Origin of the sequence: Bradyrhizobium sp. SZCCHNR1093 (assembly GCF_032381175.1) — a bacterium.
Classification (GTDB): Bacteria; Pseudomonadota; Alphaproteobacteria; order Rhizobiales; family Xanthobacteraceae; genus Bradyrhizobium.
Genome location: NZ_JAUHJJ010000001.1, coordinates 856352 through 874652 on the forward strand (window position 1 = coordinate 856352; position 18301 = coordinate 874652).

An 18301-nucleotide genomic window follows, 5' to 3' on the forward strand; every position below is an offset into this window, starting at 1 on the left:
CGATCGAAATGAGGGATTAGTCTCCGATCCAAACTAAACAGTATACTGTCAATGTGGAGGACGCCCTTGCGCATCGCCGTGCTCGGCGGCGGCCCTGGCGGGCTGTATTTCGCCTATCTCTTCAAGAAGCGGCACCCCGCCGCCGTGGTCGATCTGTTCGAGCAGAACCCGGCCGGGGCGACCTGGGGCTTTGGCGTCGTGTTCTCCGACCAGGCGCTCGAATTCCTGCGTGCCGACGATCCCGACACCGTGGATGCGATCGCGCCGTGCATGGAGAGCTGGCGCAACATCACGCTCAATCTGCGTGGCGAGAACGTCGAGATCGACGGCGTCGGCTTCTCTGCGATCGGCCGGCTCGAACTCTTGAAGCTGCTGCAGGCGCGCACCGAAAGCGTCGGCGTCGTGGCCCGTTACGGCACGATCATCCAGTCGCTGGATCAGCTCGCAGGCTACGACCTCATCGTCGCTGCCGACGGACTGAACTCGCTGGTTCGCCGCAGCTTCGAAGGCGATTTCGGCTTCTCCGTCTCCTACTCCAGCAACAAGTTCGCCTGGTACGGCACGTCGAAGACCTTTGCCACGCTGTCGCAGACCTTCGTCGCGACCGACCGCGGCAGCTTCAACGCGCACCATTATCGCTATGCGCCGGACATGAGCACGTTCCTGGTGGAATGCGATCGCGCCACGTGGCACGCCTATGGCTTCGCCGAGATGTCGGTCGACGAATCCCGGCGCGTCTGCGAGCAGGTGTTCGCCGCCACGCTCGTTGGCCACGCGCTGGTCTCCAACCGATCGGTATGGCGCAATTTTCCCTGGGTCTGGAATGAGCACTGGTGGCACCGGAACATGGTGTTGATCGGCGACGCGCTACATACGGCGCACTTCTCGATCGGCTCCGGGACGCGGCTGGCGATCGAGGACGCGATCGCGCTCGCCAAGGCGCTCGATGCAGAGACCAGCCTCTCGGACGGCCTCGCCCGCTATCAGGCCGAGCGGCAGCCGATCGTGAAGAAGCTGGTGGCTGCGGCCCGGACCAGCGCCGAGTGGTACGAGTCCTTCCCGGCGCACATGACGCTCGGCCTGATGGAATTTGCCTACAGCTATATCACCCGGTCCGGCCGCATCGACGACACGCGGCTGCGAGCCATGGCCCCGCAGTTCATGGCCCGCTACGAGGCGTCTCGGAACACGGGAGCACGCGTATGACGCGAGAGATCGCCGACCACGTTCCACGCGACAGCGCCGGCGCGCGTGAGATCGGCTTCGCGATTCCCGCTCGCTATAATGCCGGCCGCGTGCTGTTCGACAATCTCGCAAAGGGCAACGCGAACAAGCCCGCGCTGATCGGCCCGGCCGGTCAGCGCAGCTATGCCGAGCTGTGTGCCGAGGCCTGCCGCTGGGGTAACGGTTTCACCTCGCTCGGGCTCAGCCGCGGCGACCGTGTCCTGCTGTTCCTAGACGATACACCGGCCTATCCGGCCGCGTTCTTCGGCGCAGTGCGCGCCGGCTTCGTGCCGCTGCTGATCAACACATTGACGCCGCCGGATCTGCTGCAATTCTATCTCGCTGATTCCGGCGCCAAGGTCGCGGTCGCCGATGCCGAGTTTGCGGCACGATTCGACGCGCAGGCCTGCGCCGATACCGCACTGCAGACGCTGGTTGTCGTCAATGGCGCGGTGCCGGCTACCGCCGCCGCAACGACGGTCGCGGTCGATGCGTGGCTGCCAGCCTTCACCGATCAGCTGCCAGAGGCCGACACGCACCGCGATGAGATGGCTTTCTGGATGTATTCGTCCGGCTCGACCGGACGTCCCAAGGGCATCGTCCATCTGCAGCACGACATGGCCTATAGCGAGCAGGCGTTCGCCCGCAACGTGCTGCGGCTCAAGCCGGACGACGTCTGCTTCTCGGTGCCCAAGATCTTCTTCGCCTACGGCTTCGGAAATGCGATCACCTTTCCATTCTCGGCCGGAGCGACGACGCTGCTGCTGCCGGGCCAGCCGAAGCCCGCCGCCATCTTCGATGCGATCAGCCGCTTCCGTCCGACCGTGTTCTTCGGCCTGCCGACGCTCTACACCGCGCTCACCAAGGCTGAGGGTGCGAAGGAGGCGGACTTCTCGTCACTGCGGCTCGCGGTCTCCGCGGCAGAGGTGCTCTCGGCCGAGGTCTTCAACGGCTGGAAAAGCCTGACCGGCCTGGAGATCGTCGAAGGTCTCGGCTCGACCGAGGTTCTTCACGTCTATCTCTCGAACCGCGAGGACCGCAAGAAGCTCGGCGCCGCCGGCCTGCGCGTTCCCGGCTACGAGATCGCGCTGCGCGACGGCGAAGGACGCGAGGTCGCCACCGGCGAAGAGGGCATTCTCTGGGTGCGCGGCGACTCCAACACGCCGCTCTACTGGAACCGTCCGGACAAGACCGCGGAGACGATCCGCGACGGCGGCTGGATCTACACCGGCGACCGTTTCGTGCGCGATGCCGACGGCTTCCATTTCTTCCGCGGCCGCGCCGACGACCTGGTCAAGATCTCGGGCCAATGGGTCTATCCGCTCGAGGTCGAGCTCTGCCTCGCCGAGCATCCCGATATCAGGGAATGCGCCGTGTTCGCGCATGAGCTATCGGATCGGCGGATGAGCCTGAAGGCCGTGGTGGTGACCAATGGCCGATCGCACGACGCGTCGGCAATGACGAAGGCGCTGCAGGACTACGTAAAGGCGAAGCTGCTGCCTTACAAATATCCGCGTGAGATCGTCTTCATCGACGAATTACCGAAAACGGGCACCGGCAAGATCGACCGTCAGGCGGTGATGCGGCTGTGAGCCTATGCCTTCCGCCCGACAACCGCGGACTTCCGCGATCAGCCGGTCTTGCCGAGATGCTCAAGCGCATCCTCGGCACGCAGCGGCACCCGCGAGACCTCGTTGTTGAGATCGACGAGCTGCGCCAGCAACGCCATCAGCATCTTGCGATCCGCGGCCTTCAGCGGCGCCAGCATGCGGGCCTGGGCGCGATCGACCGCAGGCATGATTGCTCGGAGCAGCGCGCCACCTGTCCTGGTCAGATAAAGCAGCTTGACGCGCTTATCCTCGGCCGACGGCCTGCGCTCGATATGACCCTTGCTCTCCAGCCGCTCGATCACGCTGCCGAGCGTCGAACGGTCGAAGGCGATCACCGCCGACAACCTGGTGGCATCGATGCCCGGGTGCGTCTGGATCGCGACCAGCGCTGCATATTGCACCGGCGTCAGGTCGAACTCCCGGCACTCCTCGACGAAGATCGACACCGCAATCTGCTGCATCCGCCGGAACAGATAGCCCGGCTTGGTGTAGACTGCGTCCATCGTGATGTCGGGCGGCCTACTCGGCATCGGGCTGACGCTCCGGAGCAGCATCGGCGAAAGCCGGCAACGCCTTCGCCGCGGCTTCGGCCTGCAGCAGGCGCGGGAACGCTGCGACATCGACGCCGAAGCGGCGTGCATTGCCAAGCTGCGGCACCAGGCAGAGATCGGCCAAGGTTGGCGTCGCGCCGAAGCAGAATGGGCCAGGCTCATGCCTGATCAGCGCTTCGCACGCAGCGAGCCCCTCGCGGTTGGCCCAGCCGGCCCAAGCCGTGACCTTGTCCTCGGGCAGGCCGAGCTCACGCAGCCGCGCCAGCACCTTCAGGTTCTGCACCGGATGGGTGTCGCAGGCGAGCACCTGCGCGAAGGCACGGACCTGGGCGCGGCGCAACGGATCCTTCGGCAGCAGCGGCGGCTCGGGATGGGTCTCATCGAGCCATTCGATGATCGCAAGCGACTGGATCAACGCGGCGCCGCTGTCGTCCTCGAGGGTCGGGACGAAGCCCTGCGGGTTGAGCGCGAGATAGTCGGGCGCGCGCTGCTCGCCCTTGCGGAGATGATGCGGCAGATGCTCGGCCGTGAGACCCTTGAGATTGAGCGCGATCCTCACGCGATAGGATGCGCTGCTGCGGAAATAGCCGTGCAGCTTCATCATGGCAGTCCTCCCGAATTGATAGCTCTGGTCGCAATTGACGGTAGCGGGATTGACAGTATACTGTCAATCAATAACGACATCTGATCGGGAGGCGCGCATGGCCGCAGTTTCGACCCCGGAACGCGAGGCGTTCTACAAGAAGATCGACGGCGAAAACATGACGGCGCTGTGGACCGTGATGAGCGATCTCATCACGCCCGAGCCGAAGAGCGCCTGCCGTCCGCATCTTTGGCAGTTCGCGGCGATACGCGACTACATGGTCGAGGCCGGGCGTCTGATCACGGCGAAGGAGGCCGAGCGGCGCGTGCTGATCCTGGAGAATCCGGGCCTGCGTGGGCAGTCCAAGATCACCACCTCGCTCTATGCCGGCATTCAGATGGTGATCCCCGGCGACGTTGCACCCGCCCATCGGCACAGCCAGTCCGCATTGCGCTTCGTGCTGGAAGGCAAGGGAGCCTTCACGACCGTCGAGGGCGAGCGCACCCTGATGAAGCCGGGCGACTTCATCATCACGCCGTCGATGACCTGGCACGATCACGGCAACGAGACCTCCGAGCCGATGTTCTGGCTCGATGGCCTCGACATTCCCCTGGTGCAGTTCCTCGACGCCTCCTTCGCGCAAGGTGCGCAGGAGGATCAGCAGAAGGTCGCACGCCCCTCAGGCGACAGCTTCGCCCGCTATGGCCACAACCTGCTGCCGGTCGACGCCAAGCGCAGATCGCGGACCTCGCCGATCTTCAACTATCCCTATTCCTACACGCGCGAGGCGCTGGAGAGCGCCAAGCGAAGCGAGGAATGGGATGCGTGCCACGGGCTGAAGCTGAAGTTCTCCAATCCGGAGACCGGCGACTTCGCCATGCCGACGATCGGCACCTTCATCCAGCTGCTGCCGAAGGGCTTCAAGACTGTGCGCTATCGCTCGACCGACGCGACCGTGTTCACCGCGATCGAAGGCAAGGGCCGCAGCCGCATCGGCGACCAGACCTTCGAATGGGGACCGCGCGATCTGTTCGTCGTGCCGAGCTGGCAATGGGTGAGCCACGAGGCGGACGAGGATGCGGTGCTGTTCTCGTTCTCGGATCGCCCGGTGCAGGAGAAGCTCGACCTGTTCCGGGAAGACCGCGGCAACGCCTGACACCGCCGGATCAGCGCCAGCGCAGGAGCCGCGCTTCGAGCATGCTGATCAGCCGGCCGACGGCGAGACCGAACAGCGACAGGATCAGGATCCCCGCCATCAGCTGATCGGTCTGCATCAGATTACCGGCCTGCAGTACGAAGGTGCCGATGCCGGTCTCGGCGCCGATCATCTCCGCCGAGACCACCAGCATCAGCGCCACCGACGCGGTGATGCGGAAACCGGCGAGGATCGACGGCAGCGCCCCGGGCCAGATCACGCGGCGGACGATGGTCGGGAACGGCACGTCGAAGCTCTGCGCCATGCGGATCAGGTTGCGCGGCACCGCATCGACGCCGCTATAGACCGAGATCGTGGTCGAGAAGAACACGCCGAGCGCGATCGTCGCGATCTTCGGCTGCTCGCCGATGCCGAGCCAAAGAATCAGCAGCGGCAGCACGGCGATCTTCGGAATCGGAAACAGCGCCGAGACGAAAGTGATGCCGATGCTGCGCGCAATGCGCCACAGGCCGATCGAGAAGCCGACGACGATGCCGGTGGCGGTGCCGAGCGCCCAGCCGGATACGATGCGCACGAACGATGCCGAGACATGCTGCCAGAGCGCGCCACTTTCGGCCAATCGATACAGGGCACGCAGGATCATCAGCGGCGTCGGCAGGAACAAGGGATTGACCAGGGCGAAGCTGCCGATCAGTTGCCACAGACCGAGAGCCGCCGCGAGCGCGAGCCAGCCGGCCCAGCGGTTTGCGGCCGGCGTGAAGCCGCCGCCCCGGAACGGCACCTTCCGGGCCTGCGTGCCGACCACCTCAGGCGGTTCGGCCGGGGAGCGCTCAAGCATTCTGAACCTCGCGCTCGGCATCGATTGCCTCGGTCCGGATCAGCCCCCAGAGCTCGTTCTGCAGGTCCAGCAGTTGCGCGCGTACTCCGGCATCGCCGCGGCTGCGCCGCGTCGCCGGGACGCTGACGACCTTCCGGATGCGGCCAGGACGACGCGACAGCACGACGATGCGGTCGGCGAGCCGCACCGCCTCCTCGAGATTATGCGTAACATAGACCGCGCCCATGGTGCCGTCGGCGAGCAGATCGACGAAGTCCTCCATCAGCAGCTCGCGGGTCTGCGAGTCGAGCGCCGACAACGGCTCATCCATCAGCAGGATCGCCGGGCGGACCGCCAGCGCCCGGGCAATGCCGACCCGCTGGCGCATGCCGCCCGACAACTGCTTGGGATAGACGGTCCGGAAGTCTGCCAGCCCGGTCCGCTGCAACGCATCGTCGACGGCGGCGGCGCGCTGCTGCGCCGACAGAGATGTATGGAGGAGCGGAAAGGCAACATTGTCGGCGACGCTTGCCCACGGCAGCAGCGCGAAGTCCTGGAACACGAACGTCAGGGGATTGAGGCTGCCGGGCGGCGGGGCTCCGCGCAGCAGCGCCTGACCTTTGCTCGGCTGCAACAACCCTCCGAGGATCGCCAGCAGCGTGCTCTTGCCGCAGCCGGACGGCCCAACGACGGCGACCACCTCGCCGGCTCCGACCGTGAATGATACGCCATCGAGCACTTCGAGCGCGTCGAAACGATGGCTGATGGTCTCGGCGATCAGGTCCATGTCAGGCGATCCCGCTGCAGTTCCGCGCTGCGCCCGCCTTCATCAATCCGGCTTCACAAGGTCTTTGGCGATGATCGCGGCCGCATCATAGCCCTGGTCCGCGAACCCCTGCGCCTGCAGCCATTTGATCTGGCTGTCGATGTTCTTCACATCGAGCTTGCCGTCAGGATCGATATAGGCGCAATTGCCGACCACCTGCTCGACCGGCAGGTTGGTGTACTTGCCGATGATTTCCAGCAATGGCCTGGTCTTGACGTCGATCGCGGCAGTGCCGTCCTTGACCGAGGCGAGCACGACATCATGATACTCGCGCTCGGCGCGCTGAAGCGACGCCAGCAGCTTGCCGACCAGCGCCGTGTTGGCCAAGATTTTCGGCCCCGCGAACACGCCGCTGACCTGCCACGGCGTCTCGTCGCCAACCCAGCCAAGATGCTTGACGGCGCCCTCCTCCATCAGCTTGCGTGCGACGGAAACCGGCATCAGCGCTGCGTCGACGGTCTCACCCTTGATTGCCGCCGACGTGTTGGACATCGATTGCAGCGGCACGATCTTCACGTCGGCGAGCTTGAAGCCGTATTTGTCGGCCAGCAGCCCCACCGAATAGTGAAAGCTCGACCCGACCTGGGTCATCGCCACGCGCTTGCCGGCAATATCCTTCGGCGCCTTGAGACCTGCCTCGTAAGCCTTGTTGCTGGCGAAGTAGCCGATCAGCGGAAACCCGGGGCGGTCACGGCTCATGCCGGCGATGATCTTCAACGCGCCCTTGCCTGCGAGGTTATACAGTCCTGCGGTGAAGGCGGTCACCCCGACATCGACGTCGCCGGTGGCCGTCGCCACGGCGATCGGTTGCGCTGCATCGAAAAACTTCAGCTCGACGTCCAGGCCAGCTTCGCGGAAGTAGCCCTTGTCCAACGCGATGAACACCGGCGCGGACGAGGACAGCCGGAGAACGCCGATCCGGAGCTTGGTATCGTCGGCCAGCGCGGTGCTGATCGATACGAGGCTCCAGAGCAGCCCCAGGACGAAGCCAACGCATCGGAACATCACACTCTCCAAGATCTGGCGACCTGCACACCCGGCCCAACGACGACGCCGACTTGTTGCAATATTTCGAGCCTGATGTCGCGCCAAATTTTCAGGAGTCGGGAGATCGCAGCCTCAGAGGACGGGCGTCTTGCTCCAAGCCGGCTCGTCCATCACGGTAACGCGTGTTGAGCTAAACGCCCTTGCAGTCGGCGGTCCGGTCCTTCCGCGACCGTGAGCTTCTTGCAGGCGCCGTGAAACGTCTCGATCCCCTTCAATCCATCCTCTGCACGGACCGACTTGGCCGGCAGGCTCGCCGCGCCGAGGGCCAGCAGCCAAACGGATGAAGCTGTCTTTCTCATCACGATCCTCTGACAGAGTGGATATTGCCGAGCAGGCCGGACTTGCCGCGTGGACCGTACGGTGGCGAGTGACGACCGGCGACGCAGCGACGAGCTCTCCTGCTGGCTCATCCTGCTTGCGCACAGGGGTGACGGCCTCAGAAGGTCTGCATCACTGGCTTCTCGCCATTGGACAGAAATAGCCCTTCAAAGCGGCCGATCTCGCTGTCGGCCGTGCATTCGATCAGGTCGGGTCCCTTGAAGGGATTGCCGTGACGGCATTGCCCCTTCGCCGTCACCTTGTTGATCGTCTTCCGACTTTGGCCAATGATCATCATATCGACCGGCGTGACGAACTTGTCCGGTCCGGGTTGCTCCTGCAGATCGCCGCGGTTCGAGAACGTGACCACGCTGCCGTCGAGCAAGGTGAAGTAGAAGCCGGTGCGCTGATCGTCATAGTCGGTATTGAGCAGCGCGCCCTTGCATTCGGAGCTGCGATCCTCTCCCGCGACGATGAGCTTCTGGCAAGTTCCCTTCACTACCACCATGCCGGTGAGCCTGGCATCGGCGCGCGACGGAGCTGCAGAGAGCATCAGCACGCCGAGCGCGCACACCGACACCGCCAACACTGCCGACCTCATCGAACTCCCCTCCCCTACCGTTCAATATGACTATGCCTCAACCTCCAGCGACAGAGAAGTTCTATTTTTGTTCTCATGCCATTTTTCTCCGAAAGAGGCGCTCGGCGCGTCAGCCGGCACGCGCTTCCAGAGTCTCCAGCCACGCCGCAAACGCCTCCGTCAGGTCCTCCATGACGGCCCGATCATTCCGGCCGGAGCGCGCAGGCACGTGGAAGGCGTGGTCGGCCTGATCGATCCAATGCACGGTCGCGCGCGGTCCCAGCCGCTTCACGACGGGCGCGAGCAGCTCCATCTCCGCAAGCTTGTCGCGCGTCCCCTGCAGGAACAGCATCGGAACCTCGATCGCAGCGAGATGATCGGCGCGCATAATGGAGGGCTTGCCGGCGGGGTGAAGCGGAAAGCCGAGAAAGGCGAGCCCGGTCACGCCTGGCAGCGGCGCTGCACTCTGCGCCTGCGACGTCATGCGCGCGCCGAACGACTTGCCGCCCGCGACGAGCGGCAGCCCCGGACAGAGCCGCGCGGCCTCCGCCACGGCAGCCCGCACCGCGGCGTGGGCGAGTGCGGGCGGATCAGGGCGCTTGCTGCCTTTCTCCATGTAGGGAAACTGAAAGCGCAGCGTCGCGATGCCGCGTGCAGCAAGGCTTGCGGCCGCCTGGTTCATGAAGACGTGGGTCATGCCGGCGCCCGCGCCATGGGCGAACACAAAGCAGGCGCGCGCCCGCGGCGGAGACATGAACAGCGCGGACACGACGCCCGCGCCGTCGATGGGAAGTGTGAGGGAACGCGGCTGGTGCTCGGTCATGCCGCAGAGTGTGAGCCTGCGCTCCTTGCGTCAACTCCAGTCGCCACCGACTTTGCAGCTCAGGCCGCGGTCCGGATCGTCTGCAGGAAGTCGGCGACATTGCTCTTCAGCGAAGCGGCCTGCTGCTGCAGCGCGGCGGCCGCCGCCAGCGCAGCTTCAGCGCCGGCATCGGTCTGCCCGGCCACATTACGCACGTCGCCGATCTCCTGCGTGACCGCCGCCGTGCCGCTGGCCGCCTGCTCGACGTTGCGGGCGATCTCGCTGGTCGCAGCCCCCTGCTGCTCCACCGCGGCGGCGATCGCATTGGAGATCTCGGCAATCTCCCGCACGGTCGTACCGAACTGGGCAATCGCGCCGACCGTCTCCTGCGTCGCGCTCTGGATGGTCGCGATCTGGCTCGAGATCTGCTCCGTCGCCTGCGCAGTCTGCGAGGCGAGGTTCTTCACCTCGCTCGCGACGATCGCAAATCCACGGCCGGCCTCGCCGGCGCGCGCCGCCTCGATGGTGGCGTTGAGCGCCAGCAGGTTGGTCTGGCTCGCGATCGCCTGGATCAGCTGCACGATGGTGCCGATCCTCTCCGCCGCGCTGGACAGCCCGTCGATCAGCTCGGATGTCCGCTGGGTCTCGTGCGTCGCCCGGGTCGACACCGTGACCGAACGCTGGACCTGGGAGGAGATCTCCCTGATCGAGGCCGCGAGCTCCTGGGTCGCCGAGGCCACCGTCTGCACATTGACGGACGCCTGCTCGGCCCGGCTGGCGACCGCTTCCGCAAGGCCACGGCCGCGTTCTGCGACGCGTGCAAGCTCGCTGGCGCTTTCGCCCATCTCGGTCGCACGCCCGCCGACGCCGGTGATGACGCCCTGCATACCCTGCTCGAATCGACCAGCCAGATCGGACATCATGCGGGCGCGCTCGGCCTCCGCAGCCTCACGCTGTGCCGCGGCCTCCTGCTCCATGCGGCGTACAGCAAGCGCATTGTCACGGAAAATCTCCACGGCGCGCGCCATCCGACCGATCTCGTCGCGCTGCTCGCCGCCAGGAATCGGCTGGTCCAATTCGCCAGCCGCCAGCGACTGCATGCGGTCCGTCATGCCGCGGATCGGGGTCGACACGCTGGCGCCGATCAGCCAAGCAAGCACCGCTCCGAATATCACGGCTGCGGCTGCCGTCACGATGATGGTCTGCTTGGTATCTTCGACCGCGACGCCGGTCCTCGCGGCCTGCTCTGCGCGCGCCGCACCGAGCTGCTGGTTGATCCGGCTGACCTGGGTATCGATCGAGGCGCTCGCCTTGGCGAGCTCCGCCTGCTTGGCGCGCAGGTCAGTGGCCACCTTGATCACCTCCTCGAGCGCAGCCGCATCCGCCGTCAGGGCCTCTTTCAGCGCCGCAACCAGCGCCTTCAGCTTGGCATCATCGACACCCGCGATCTCGGCCTCCGTATCGGCAATCGCGAGCTTCGCATAGACGAAGGTGAGCCTGGCATCGTCGGCATCGCCATTCGACAACGTGTTGGTATAGCGCATCACCGCGATGCGAACCGCGTCGACGGCGCTGGCCAGACGTAACGGATTCATCAGCGGCTCGCTGCCCGCACGATTGGCGAGGGCAACCTGGATGCCGCCCATGTTGATTCCGGCAACGGCGCCCAATGCTTCGGTCTTGGTCGTCGCCGCCCGCAGGCGGTCCACGGCCTCCGCCGCGGCAGCGAACGACGAGCGATAGGCCGCCAGCGCGTTCCGTACCGGCCCCACGCCGTCAGCCAGCACCTTCAGCCCGCCGGACTGCTTCTCGACCTGATCGGCGAGACCGCCGACGGCGTCGATGGCCTTGCTGGCCGCATCCTTGTCACCGACGTTCCAGGTGCGGATGAATCTCTCGACCGCGCCGTTGGCACCGAGCAGCGCGGCACGCACCTGCGACATGCCGGCGTCCCCGGCCGCGCTGGTGACGAGTTCGTCCACGGTGCCGCCGATGCGCCCGACCTGGATCATGGCGAAGCCGCCGAGCAACACCAGGAAGCTCAGGATCAAGGCAAAGCCGCCGAAGATTCGCGGGCGGACACCGATCCAAGACATCAGAGAAGATAATTTCATCGATTTGCCCGGCTGTTTCACGGAGTGGACCTGATAGTGGCGAGCAGCTCCTTGCCGAAGCGCTTCTCGAAGTCGGGATCGAGCGGCCTGACCGCATCGACGAAGGTCTTGCGATCGAATGTCTCGATCACCTCCATGCCGCCCTTGCGCAGCTCATCGAGCTTCTGCGCATCGAGCTGGGCCTGCCAAGTGAGCTCCGCAGCCGCCTTGGCGGCGGCAACCAGCGCGTCACGGTCCGCCGCATCGAGATGATCGAACATCGCGCGGTTGGCGACGAAGGCGATCGGCGCGAAGAAATGGCCGGTGAGCGTCAGATATTTCTGCACCTCGTCGAAGCGATTGGCCGCGATGGTGGCGACCGGATTTTCCTGACCGTCCAGACGACCGTCCTTGAGCGCTGCATAGACCAGCGGAAAATCCATCGGCATCACGTCGGCGCCGAGCGCCTTGAAGGTCATCTGGTAGACGGGATTGGGGATCACGCGGATCTTGAGGCCCTTGACGTCATCGACGGTACGGACCGGACGCTTCGAGTTGGTGAGATTGCGAAAGCCCTGCTTGCCCAGCGCCAGCAGCACCAGTCCCTTGTCGGCGAACTTGGCGCCGATCGCGGCGGCGACCGGCCCCTGCGCCACCGCCTTGGCATGCGCGGTGTCACGGAACAGGAACGGGATGTCGAAGACGCCAAGCTCGGGGACCACCGCGCTGGCGATGCCGCCGGACACCACGGCCACGTCCACCGCGCCGCTCCGGGTTGCAGCCAGCACCGCCGCCTCGCTGCCGAATGCGTTGCCCGCACGCTCATCAATGATGAGCCGCTTGCCGGCCAACGCCTGCAGCTTCACGCGAAATTCGTCCGACCCGATCTGCTGCGGGTTCTGAATCTGCGAGTTGAAGACCAGCGACACCATTCGCGGAGACGCCGTCGCCGCTTGGGTTCCGAGCAGGGGTCCCACCAATGCCAAGAAACAAACTTCAAGCAGCTGTCTGCGCATGAAACACCGGGTTCGTTTTTCCTCGATGCACAACTACCAGCGAGATATGGTTAAGATGTTAAGAGGCGATTCCCGTCTTGCCCGCTTCAGCCATTCACTCCCTGATAGTCACATGCGATACGGCCGTAAAACTACGGAGATCGCCGAGTTCACCTGTCGATCCAAAGCCTGAGGCGCGGCGCGATACCTAATTTCGATTTATCGAAAATGGTGAGACCAAGCCGCTACGCAAGAGCGGCAGGCTCGATCATCGGCGCATGGCCCCTGACAGCATCACTCGCGTGCCGGCAACCGTAGGAACAGCCATCCGCAGTGCATTGGCGACGTCCGCCGCCGCGATGGGCTTGTAGTTCGCCGGAATCAGGAAGCCGATGATGCTGTTCAGCCTGTTGCCCCATTCCTCGCCCGGACGACTCGGCTGTCCGAGCTCCGCCCGCGGGCCGACCAGCAGCGAAGGCCGCGCGATCACCAGGCCCTCGAAGGGCAGCGCGGTCAGATCGTCCTCGAGCTCGCCTTTCACCCGGCTATAGAAGACGGGCGAGCTGCTGTCGGCGCCCATCGCGCTGACCAGACCAACGCGTCTCATGCCGCTCGCGAGCGCGGCCTTGGCGACGGCGAGGTTGGCGTCGTGATCGATGGCGCGGAAGGCGGCCTGGCTCCCGGCCACCTTGATCGTGGTCCCGAGAGCCAGATAGAGCTCGTCGGCCGGCGGCAGGGACGGCAGCGCGGTGAAATCCACGACATGCGCCGTCAGCTTGGGCGAATGGTCAGGCGGCGCGCGGCGGCCGACGACATGCACGCGATCCACGGTCGGGTCGGCAAGCAGGCCGCGAAGAAGCTCCCGTCCCACCAGCCCGGTCGCGCCGGCAATGATCACGGTCCGGTTCGTCATGCTCGGTCTCCACTCGCGGCCCGCCGAGCAAGGTAAGCATCACCGCACAGATAGGGAAGACCGACACGCCGCCGAATGGCATGACGCTGCAGACATGACGCCGCAGAGGGGGCATGTCCTCCGCGGCGCCTCATCGCCATCCGCCTCAGGCGCCCTTGCGCCGCTCCGCCGCCTTGGCCATCGCCGCCGCAAGCGCGCCGCCGCCCGACGACTTCTCCTCACGCGTGGTCATGCGGGCCGCTGGCGGCCGTGCGCTGGTCCGCTTCTCGCCCTTCGCCGGCAGCGGATCAGACAGCCGAAGCGTCAGCGAGATGCGGTTGCGCGGCACGTCGACGTCGAGCACCTTCACCTTCACGACCTGCCCCGGCTTCACCACCTCGCGCGGATCATTGATGCGCTTCTCGGACATCGCCGAGATGTGGATCAGGCCGTCCTGGTGCACGCCGATATCGGCGAAGGCGCCGAACGCCGCGACGTTGGTGATAGTCGCCTCCAGGATCATGCCGGGCTTGAGATGGGTGATCTTCTCGACGCCCTCCTGGAAGGTGGCCGTCTTGAACTCCGGACGCGGATCGCGGCCGGGCTTCTCCAGCTCCTTGATGATGTCGGTGACCGTCGGCACGCCGAAGCGCTCGTCGGCGAACTTCGTCGGGCTCAACGCCTTCAGCACCTTGGTCTCACCGATCAGCGCCTTGATGTCGCTCTTGGTCGCCTCGAGGATCTTCTTCACGATCGGATAGGATTCCGGATGCACGCCGGAGGCGTCGAGCGGATTGTCGCCGTCGCGGATGCGCAGGAAGCCGGCGCATTGCTCGAACGCCTTCGGTCCGAGCCGCGGCACTTCCTTCAGCTTGTCGCGGCTCGGGAACGGGCCGTTGCTGTCACGGTGCGCGACGATGTTCTGTGCGAGGCTCTCGCCGATGCCCGACACGCGCGCGAGCAGCGGCGCCGAGGCGGTGTTGAGGTCGACGCCGACGGCATTCACGCAGTCCTCGACGGTGGCATCGAGCGCGCGTGCCAGCTCATACTGATTGAGGTCGTGTTGATACTGGCCGACGCCGATCGAGGCCGGCGGTACCTTGACGAGCTCGCCGAGCGGATCCTGCAGGCGGCGCGCGATCGAAACGGCGCCGCGGATCGACACGTCGAGATTGGGGAATTCCTTCGCGGCGAACTCCGAGGCCGAATAGACCGACGCGCCAGCTTCCGACACGATCGCCTTGGTCAGCTTGATATCCGGCTTCAGCTTCATCAAATCGTTGACCAGCTTCTCCGTTTCACGCGACGCAGTGCCGTTGCCGATCGCGACCAGCTCGATGCGATGCTTGATGCAGAGCTGCGCGAGCGTCAGCATGCTCTCGTTCCACTGCCGCTGCGGCTCGTGCGGATAGATCGTGGCGTGGTCGACGAACTTGCCGGTGCGGTCGATCACCGCGACCTTGACGCCGGTGCGGAAGCCGGGATCGAGCCCGAGCGTGGCGCGGCCGCCGGCGGGAGCAGCGAGCAGCAGATCACGCAGGTTCGCCGCGAACACGCGCACCGCCTCCTTCTCCGCCTCCTGCCACAGCCGCATCCGGATATCGAGCGCCAGTGAGGTCTTGATGCGGGTGCGCCAGGCCCAGCGCACGGAGTCCGACAGGAACTGATCGGCCGGGCGGCCCTGGCGCGAGATGCCGAAGGTCACCGCGATGCGGTTCTCATACAGCGACGGGTCCTTCGAATCCTCCGGCTCGCCATCGCCGAAATCGAGCTGCAGCACCTCTTCCTTCTCGCCGCGCAGCATCGCCAGGATGCGGTGCGACGGCAGCTTGGTGAACGGCTCGGAGAAGTCGAAGTAATCGGCGAATTTCGCGCCCTCGGTCTTCTTGCCGTGCCGCACCGTCGCCTTCACGGCGCCGCGGGTCCACATCTCCTCGCGTAGCGAGCCGACGAGATCGGCATGCTCGGCGAAGCGCTCGACCAGGATCGCGCGTGCGCCTTCCAGCGCCGCCTTGACGTCCTTGACCGGATTGTCGCCGTCCTTCTTGATGAACGCCTTGGCCTCGACTTCCGGCGCCTTCATCGGATCGCCGATCAGCATGTCGGCGAGCGGCTCGAGTCCGGCCTCCTTGGCGATCTGCGCCTTGGTGCGGCGCTTCTCCTTGAACGGCAGATAGATGTCCTCGAGCCGGGCCTTGGTGTCGGCGGTCGCCAGCGCCAGCTCGATCTCCGGCGTCATCTTGCCCTGTGCCTTGATGCTCTCGATGATCGCGGTGCGCCGTGCATCCATCTCGCGCAGATATCGCAGCCGTTCCTCCAGCGTGCGCAGCTGCGTGTCGTCCAGCATGCCAGTCGCTTCCTTGCGGTAGCGCGCGATGAACGGCACGGTCGCGCCGCCATCGAGCAGGTCGATCGCGGCCTGGACCTGGGCATCCCTGACGGCGAGCTCAGCGGCGATGATGGAGGCAAAGTTCGACACGGTGTTCTTCCGAGATTCGTGACGGGGCTGATTGGATAGGAGTGCACGCGCGCCAGCGCAAGCGGCTGGCGGACGCTCTGTGGGCAACCGTGACAAAAAAGACCGGTTGCGAATCATGTAAAACGCTGCCGCGACCGGGCCATCGCGTTGCACATGAGGCGCAAATCACTGATTCTTGCAGGCTGAGGGACGATTCGTGCAGGCCACGGCTGCGACATATCTCGACGATCTCAATCCGGAGCAGCGCCGCGCCGTCGAGCATGGCGGTGCGCTGGCCGCACCGGGCCCGCCGCTGCTGATCATTGCCGGCGCGGGATCGGGCAAGACCAACACGCTCGCGCATCGCGTCGCACATCTGCTCGTCAATGGTGCCGATCCGCGCCGTATCCTGTTGATGACGTTCTCGCGCCGCGCGGCGAGCGAGATGAGCCGCAGGGTCGAGCGCATCGCCCGCAAGGTGCTGGGCGGCAAGGCCGAGCCGATCACGGCCGCGCTCACCTGGGCCGGCACGTTTCATGGCCTGGGCGCGCGGATGCTGCGCGACTACGCTGAGCGCGTCGGCCTCGACCCCGTGTTCACGATCCATGATCGCGAGGATTCCGCCGACCTGATGAATCTGGCGCGGCACGAGCGCGGCTTGTCCAACACGCAGCGGCGCTTTCCGACCAAAGGCACCTGCCTTGCGATCTACTCGCGCTGCGTCAACGCCGACATGCCGCTCGACGAGGCACTGGTGCGGCATTTTCCGTGGTGCGCGGAATGGGCCGGCGAGCTGAAGGGCCTGTTCGCGGCCTATGTCGAAGCCAAGCAGGCCAATGCCGTGCTCGACTACGACGACCTGCTGCTGTACTGGGCGCAGATGATGGCGGACGAAACCATCGCGCGCGAGATCGGCGATCGCTTCGACCACGTGCTGGTCGACGAATATCAGGACACCAACCGGCTGCAGTCGCAGATCCTGCTCGGCTTGAAGCCCGACGGCGCGGGACTGACGGTGGTCGGCGACGACGCGCAATCGATCTATGCCTTCCGCGCCGCCACCGTGCGCAACATCCTGGATTTTCCCGATCAGTTCAGCCCGCGCGCCGACATCGTCACGCTCGACCGCAACTACCGATCGACGCAGCCGATCCTCACCGCGGCCAACGGCGTGATCGGGCTGGCGCGCGAGCGCTTCACCAAGAATTTGTGGACGGACCGCACGAGCTCGCGCAAACCGCAGCTCGTGACGATCAGCGACGAGACCGACCAGGCGCGCTACATCGTCGAGCAGGTGCTGGCGAAGCGCGAGGAAGGCATCGTGCTGAAGCAGCAGGCCGTCCTGTTCCGAACGTCGTCGCACAGCGGCCCGTTGGAATTCGAGCTCACGCGCCGCAACATCCCGTTCGTGAAGTTCGGCGGGTTGAAGTTCCTCGATGCCGCCCATGTCAAGGACGTGCTGGCCTGCTTGCGCTTCGTCGCGAATCCGCGCGACCGCATCGCCGGCTTCCGCGTGCTGCATCTGATCCCCGGCATCGGACCCGCGTCGGCGCAGCGCCTGCTCGATGCCATCAGCGACAGTGCCGATCCGATCGCACGGTTGTGTGAGCAGCCCGCGCCGGCGCGCGCCGGCGAGGATTGGACGGCGTTCGTGCGTGCGTTGGAGCAGTTGCGCGTCTCGGAATGGCCTGGGGATATCGAGCGCGTCAGGCACTGGTATCAGCCGCATCTCGAGCGCGTTCATGAAGATGCGGAGGTGCGAACCGCCGACCTGCTGCAGCTCGAGCAGATCGCGAGCGGCTATCCATCGCGCGAGCGTTTCCTCACCGAGCTGACGCTCGACCCGCCCGACGCCACCTCCGATCAGTCCGGCGTGCCTTTGCTCGACGAGGACTATCTGATCCTCTCCACCATCCATTCCGCCAAGGGCATGGAGTGGAATTCCGTGCACATCCTCAACGTCGTCGACGGCTGCATGCCGTCCGATCTCGGCGCCGGCACGAGCGCCGAGCTGGAAGAGGAGCGCCGGCTGCTCTACGTCGCCATGACCCGCGCCAAGGACGACCTGCATCTGCTGGTGCCGCAGCGCTTCTTCGTCCATGGCCAGCCGGTGCGCGGCGATCGTCATGTCTATGCCTCACGCACGCGGTTCATTCCGGAAGCGCTGGTGCCGCTGTTCGAACGCACCAGCTGGCCGCGGGCGCAGCCCGGCGCGGCGTATGCAAGCCAGGGTCCGCGCATCGACCTCGGTGCCCGCATGCGCGAGCGCTGGCGGTGAGCGGATCCTTCGCCCTCCCTGCTACGAACTGGGCCCTTGCTGCTTGCGCAGTTTGCGTCGTTTGGCGGGAT

At 65.6% G+C, this 18301-nt stretch carries 16 protein-coding genes; 4 read left to right on the forward strand and 12 right to left on the reverse strand.

The annotated features are described in order from the left end of the window. The first annotated feature begins 66 nt into the window (after positions 1-66). Both QX070_RS04035 and QX070_RS04040 read left to right on the forward strand, forming a co-directional pair. Positions 67-1206, forward strand: coding sequence for an FAD-dependent monooxygenase (locus tag QX070_RS04035; RefSeq protein ID WP_315735071.1), 1140 nt, complete (start codon positions 67-69; stop codon positions 1204-1206). Then, a complete protein-coding gene (locus tag QX070_RS04040; RefSeq protein ID WP_315735074.1) occupies positions 1203-2816 on the forward strand; it encodes a benzoate-CoA ligase family protein in 1614 nt (537 codons plus the stop codon). Before QX070_RS04035 ends, QX070_RS04040 begins: the two co-directional genes overlap by 4 nt. Before the next feature lie 38 nt (positions 2817-2854). On the opposite strand, the gene QX070_RS04045 is transcribed toward QX070_RS04040, so the two are convergent. Together QX070_RS04045 and maiA are read right to left on the reverse strand one after the other, a co-directional pair. After that, a complete protein-coding gene (locus tag QX070_RS04045) occupies positions 2855-3364 on the reverse strand; it encodes a MarR family transcriptional regulator (protein WP_315735076.1) in 510 nt (169 codons plus the stop codon). Continuing rightward, positions 3354-3986, reverse strand: coding sequence for a maleylacetoacetate isomerase (maiA, locus tag QX070_RS04050; protein WP_315735728.1), 633 nt, complete (start codon positions 3984-3986; stop codon positions 3354-3356). Before maiA ends, QX070_RS04045 begins: the two co-directional genes overlap by 11 nt. A gap of 100 nt (positions 3987-4086) precedes the next feature. On the opposite strand from maiA, the gene gtdA reads away from it, so the two are divergent. Continuing rightward, complete coding sequence (gene gtdA, locus QX070_RS04055) at positions 4087-5124, forward strand: gentisate 1,2-dioxygenase (protein WP_315735079.1); 1038 nt, start codon at positions 4087-4089, stop codon at positions 5122-5124. A 10-nt stretch (positions 5125-5134) separates the two neighbouring features. Here the strand turns inward: gtdA and QX070_RS04060 are convergent, their stop codons facing one another. The 10 genes from QX070_RS04060 to QX070_RS04105 form a co-directional block, all read right to left on the reverse strand. Then, positions 5135-5962 (reverse strand): ABC transporter permease, encoded by an 828-nt coding sequence (locus QX070_RS04060; RefSeq protein ID WP_315735081.1) that lies wholly within the window; start codon positions 5960-5962, stop codon positions 5135-5137. Next, positions 5955-6728 (reverse strand): ABC transporter ATP-binding protein, encoded by a 774-nt coding sequence (locus tag QX070_RS04065; protein WP_315735083.1) that lies wholly within the window; start codon positions 6726-6728, stop codon positions 5955-5957. Before QX070_RS04065 ends, QX070_RS04060 begins: the two co-directional genes overlap by 8 nt. Positions 6729-6770: 42 nt before the next feature. Further along, entirely contained in the window at positions 6771-7772 is a 1002-nt protein-coding gene (locus tag QX070_RS04070) for an ABC transporter substrate-binding protein (RefSeq protein WP_315735086.1), read from the reverse strand. A gap of 152 nt (positions 7773-7924) precedes the next feature. Then, positions 7925-8113: a hypothetical protein gene (locus QX070_RS04075; RefSeq protein WP_315735088.1), complete on the reverse strand. Its 189-nt coding sequence runs from the start codon at positions 8111-8113 to the stop codon at positions 7925-7927. A gap of 137 nt (positions 8114-8250) precedes the next feature. Beyond that, the gene (locus QX070_RS04080; RefSeq protein WP_315735090.1) at positions 8251-8733 is read right to left on the reverse strand and encodes a hypothetical protein; all 483 of its coding nucleotides are present in this window, start codon (positions 8731-8733) and stop codon (positions 8251-8253) included. A 109-nt stretch (positions 8734-8842) separates the two neighbouring features. Then, positions 8843-9535 carry an alpha/beta family hydrolase gene (locus QX070_RS04085; protein WP_315735093.1) on the reverse strand — a complete coding sequence of 231 codons (693 nt, stop codon included), beginning with the start codon at positions 9533-9535 and terminating at the stop codon, positions 8843-8845. 59 nt (positions 9536-9594) lie between these two features. Then, positions 9595-11610, reverse strand: coding sequence for a HAMP domain-containing methyl-accepting chemotaxis protein (locus QX070_RS04090; protein WP_315735095.1), 2016 nt, complete (start codon positions 11608-11610; stop codon positions 9595-9597). A gap of 35 nt (positions 11611-11645) precedes the next feature. Beyond that, on the reverse strand, positions 11646-12539 hold the full coding sequence (locus tag QX070_RS04095) for a TRAP transporter substrate-binding protein (RefSeq protein ID WP_315735097.1): 894 nt from the start codon (positions 12537-12539) through the stop codon (positions 11646-11648). 331 nt (positions 12540-12870) lie between these two features. Continuing rightward, positions 12871-13515: an NAD(P)H-binding protein gene (locus tag QX070_RS04100; RefSeq protein ID WP_315735099.1), complete on the reverse strand. Its 645-nt coding sequence runs from the start codon at positions 13513-13515 to the stop codon at positions 12871-12873. A gap of 145 nt (positions 13516-13660) precedes the next feature. Further along, positions 13661-15973, reverse strand: a complete 2313-nt coding sequence (locus QX070_RS04105; RefSeq protein WP_315735101.1) for a Tex family protein — start codon at positions 15971-15973, stop codon at positions 13661-13663. A gap of 196 nt (positions 15974-16169) precedes the next feature. On the opposite strand from QX070_RS04105, the gene QX070_RS04110 reads away from it, so the two are divergent. Then, positions 16170-18230 carry an ATP-dependent helicase gene (locus tag QX070_RS04110; RefSeq protein ID WP_315735103.1) on the forward strand — a complete coding sequence of 687 codons (2061 nt, stop codon included), beginning with the start codon at positions 16170-16172 and terminating at the stop codon, positions 18228-18230. Positions 18231-18301: the final 71 nt, after the last annotated feature.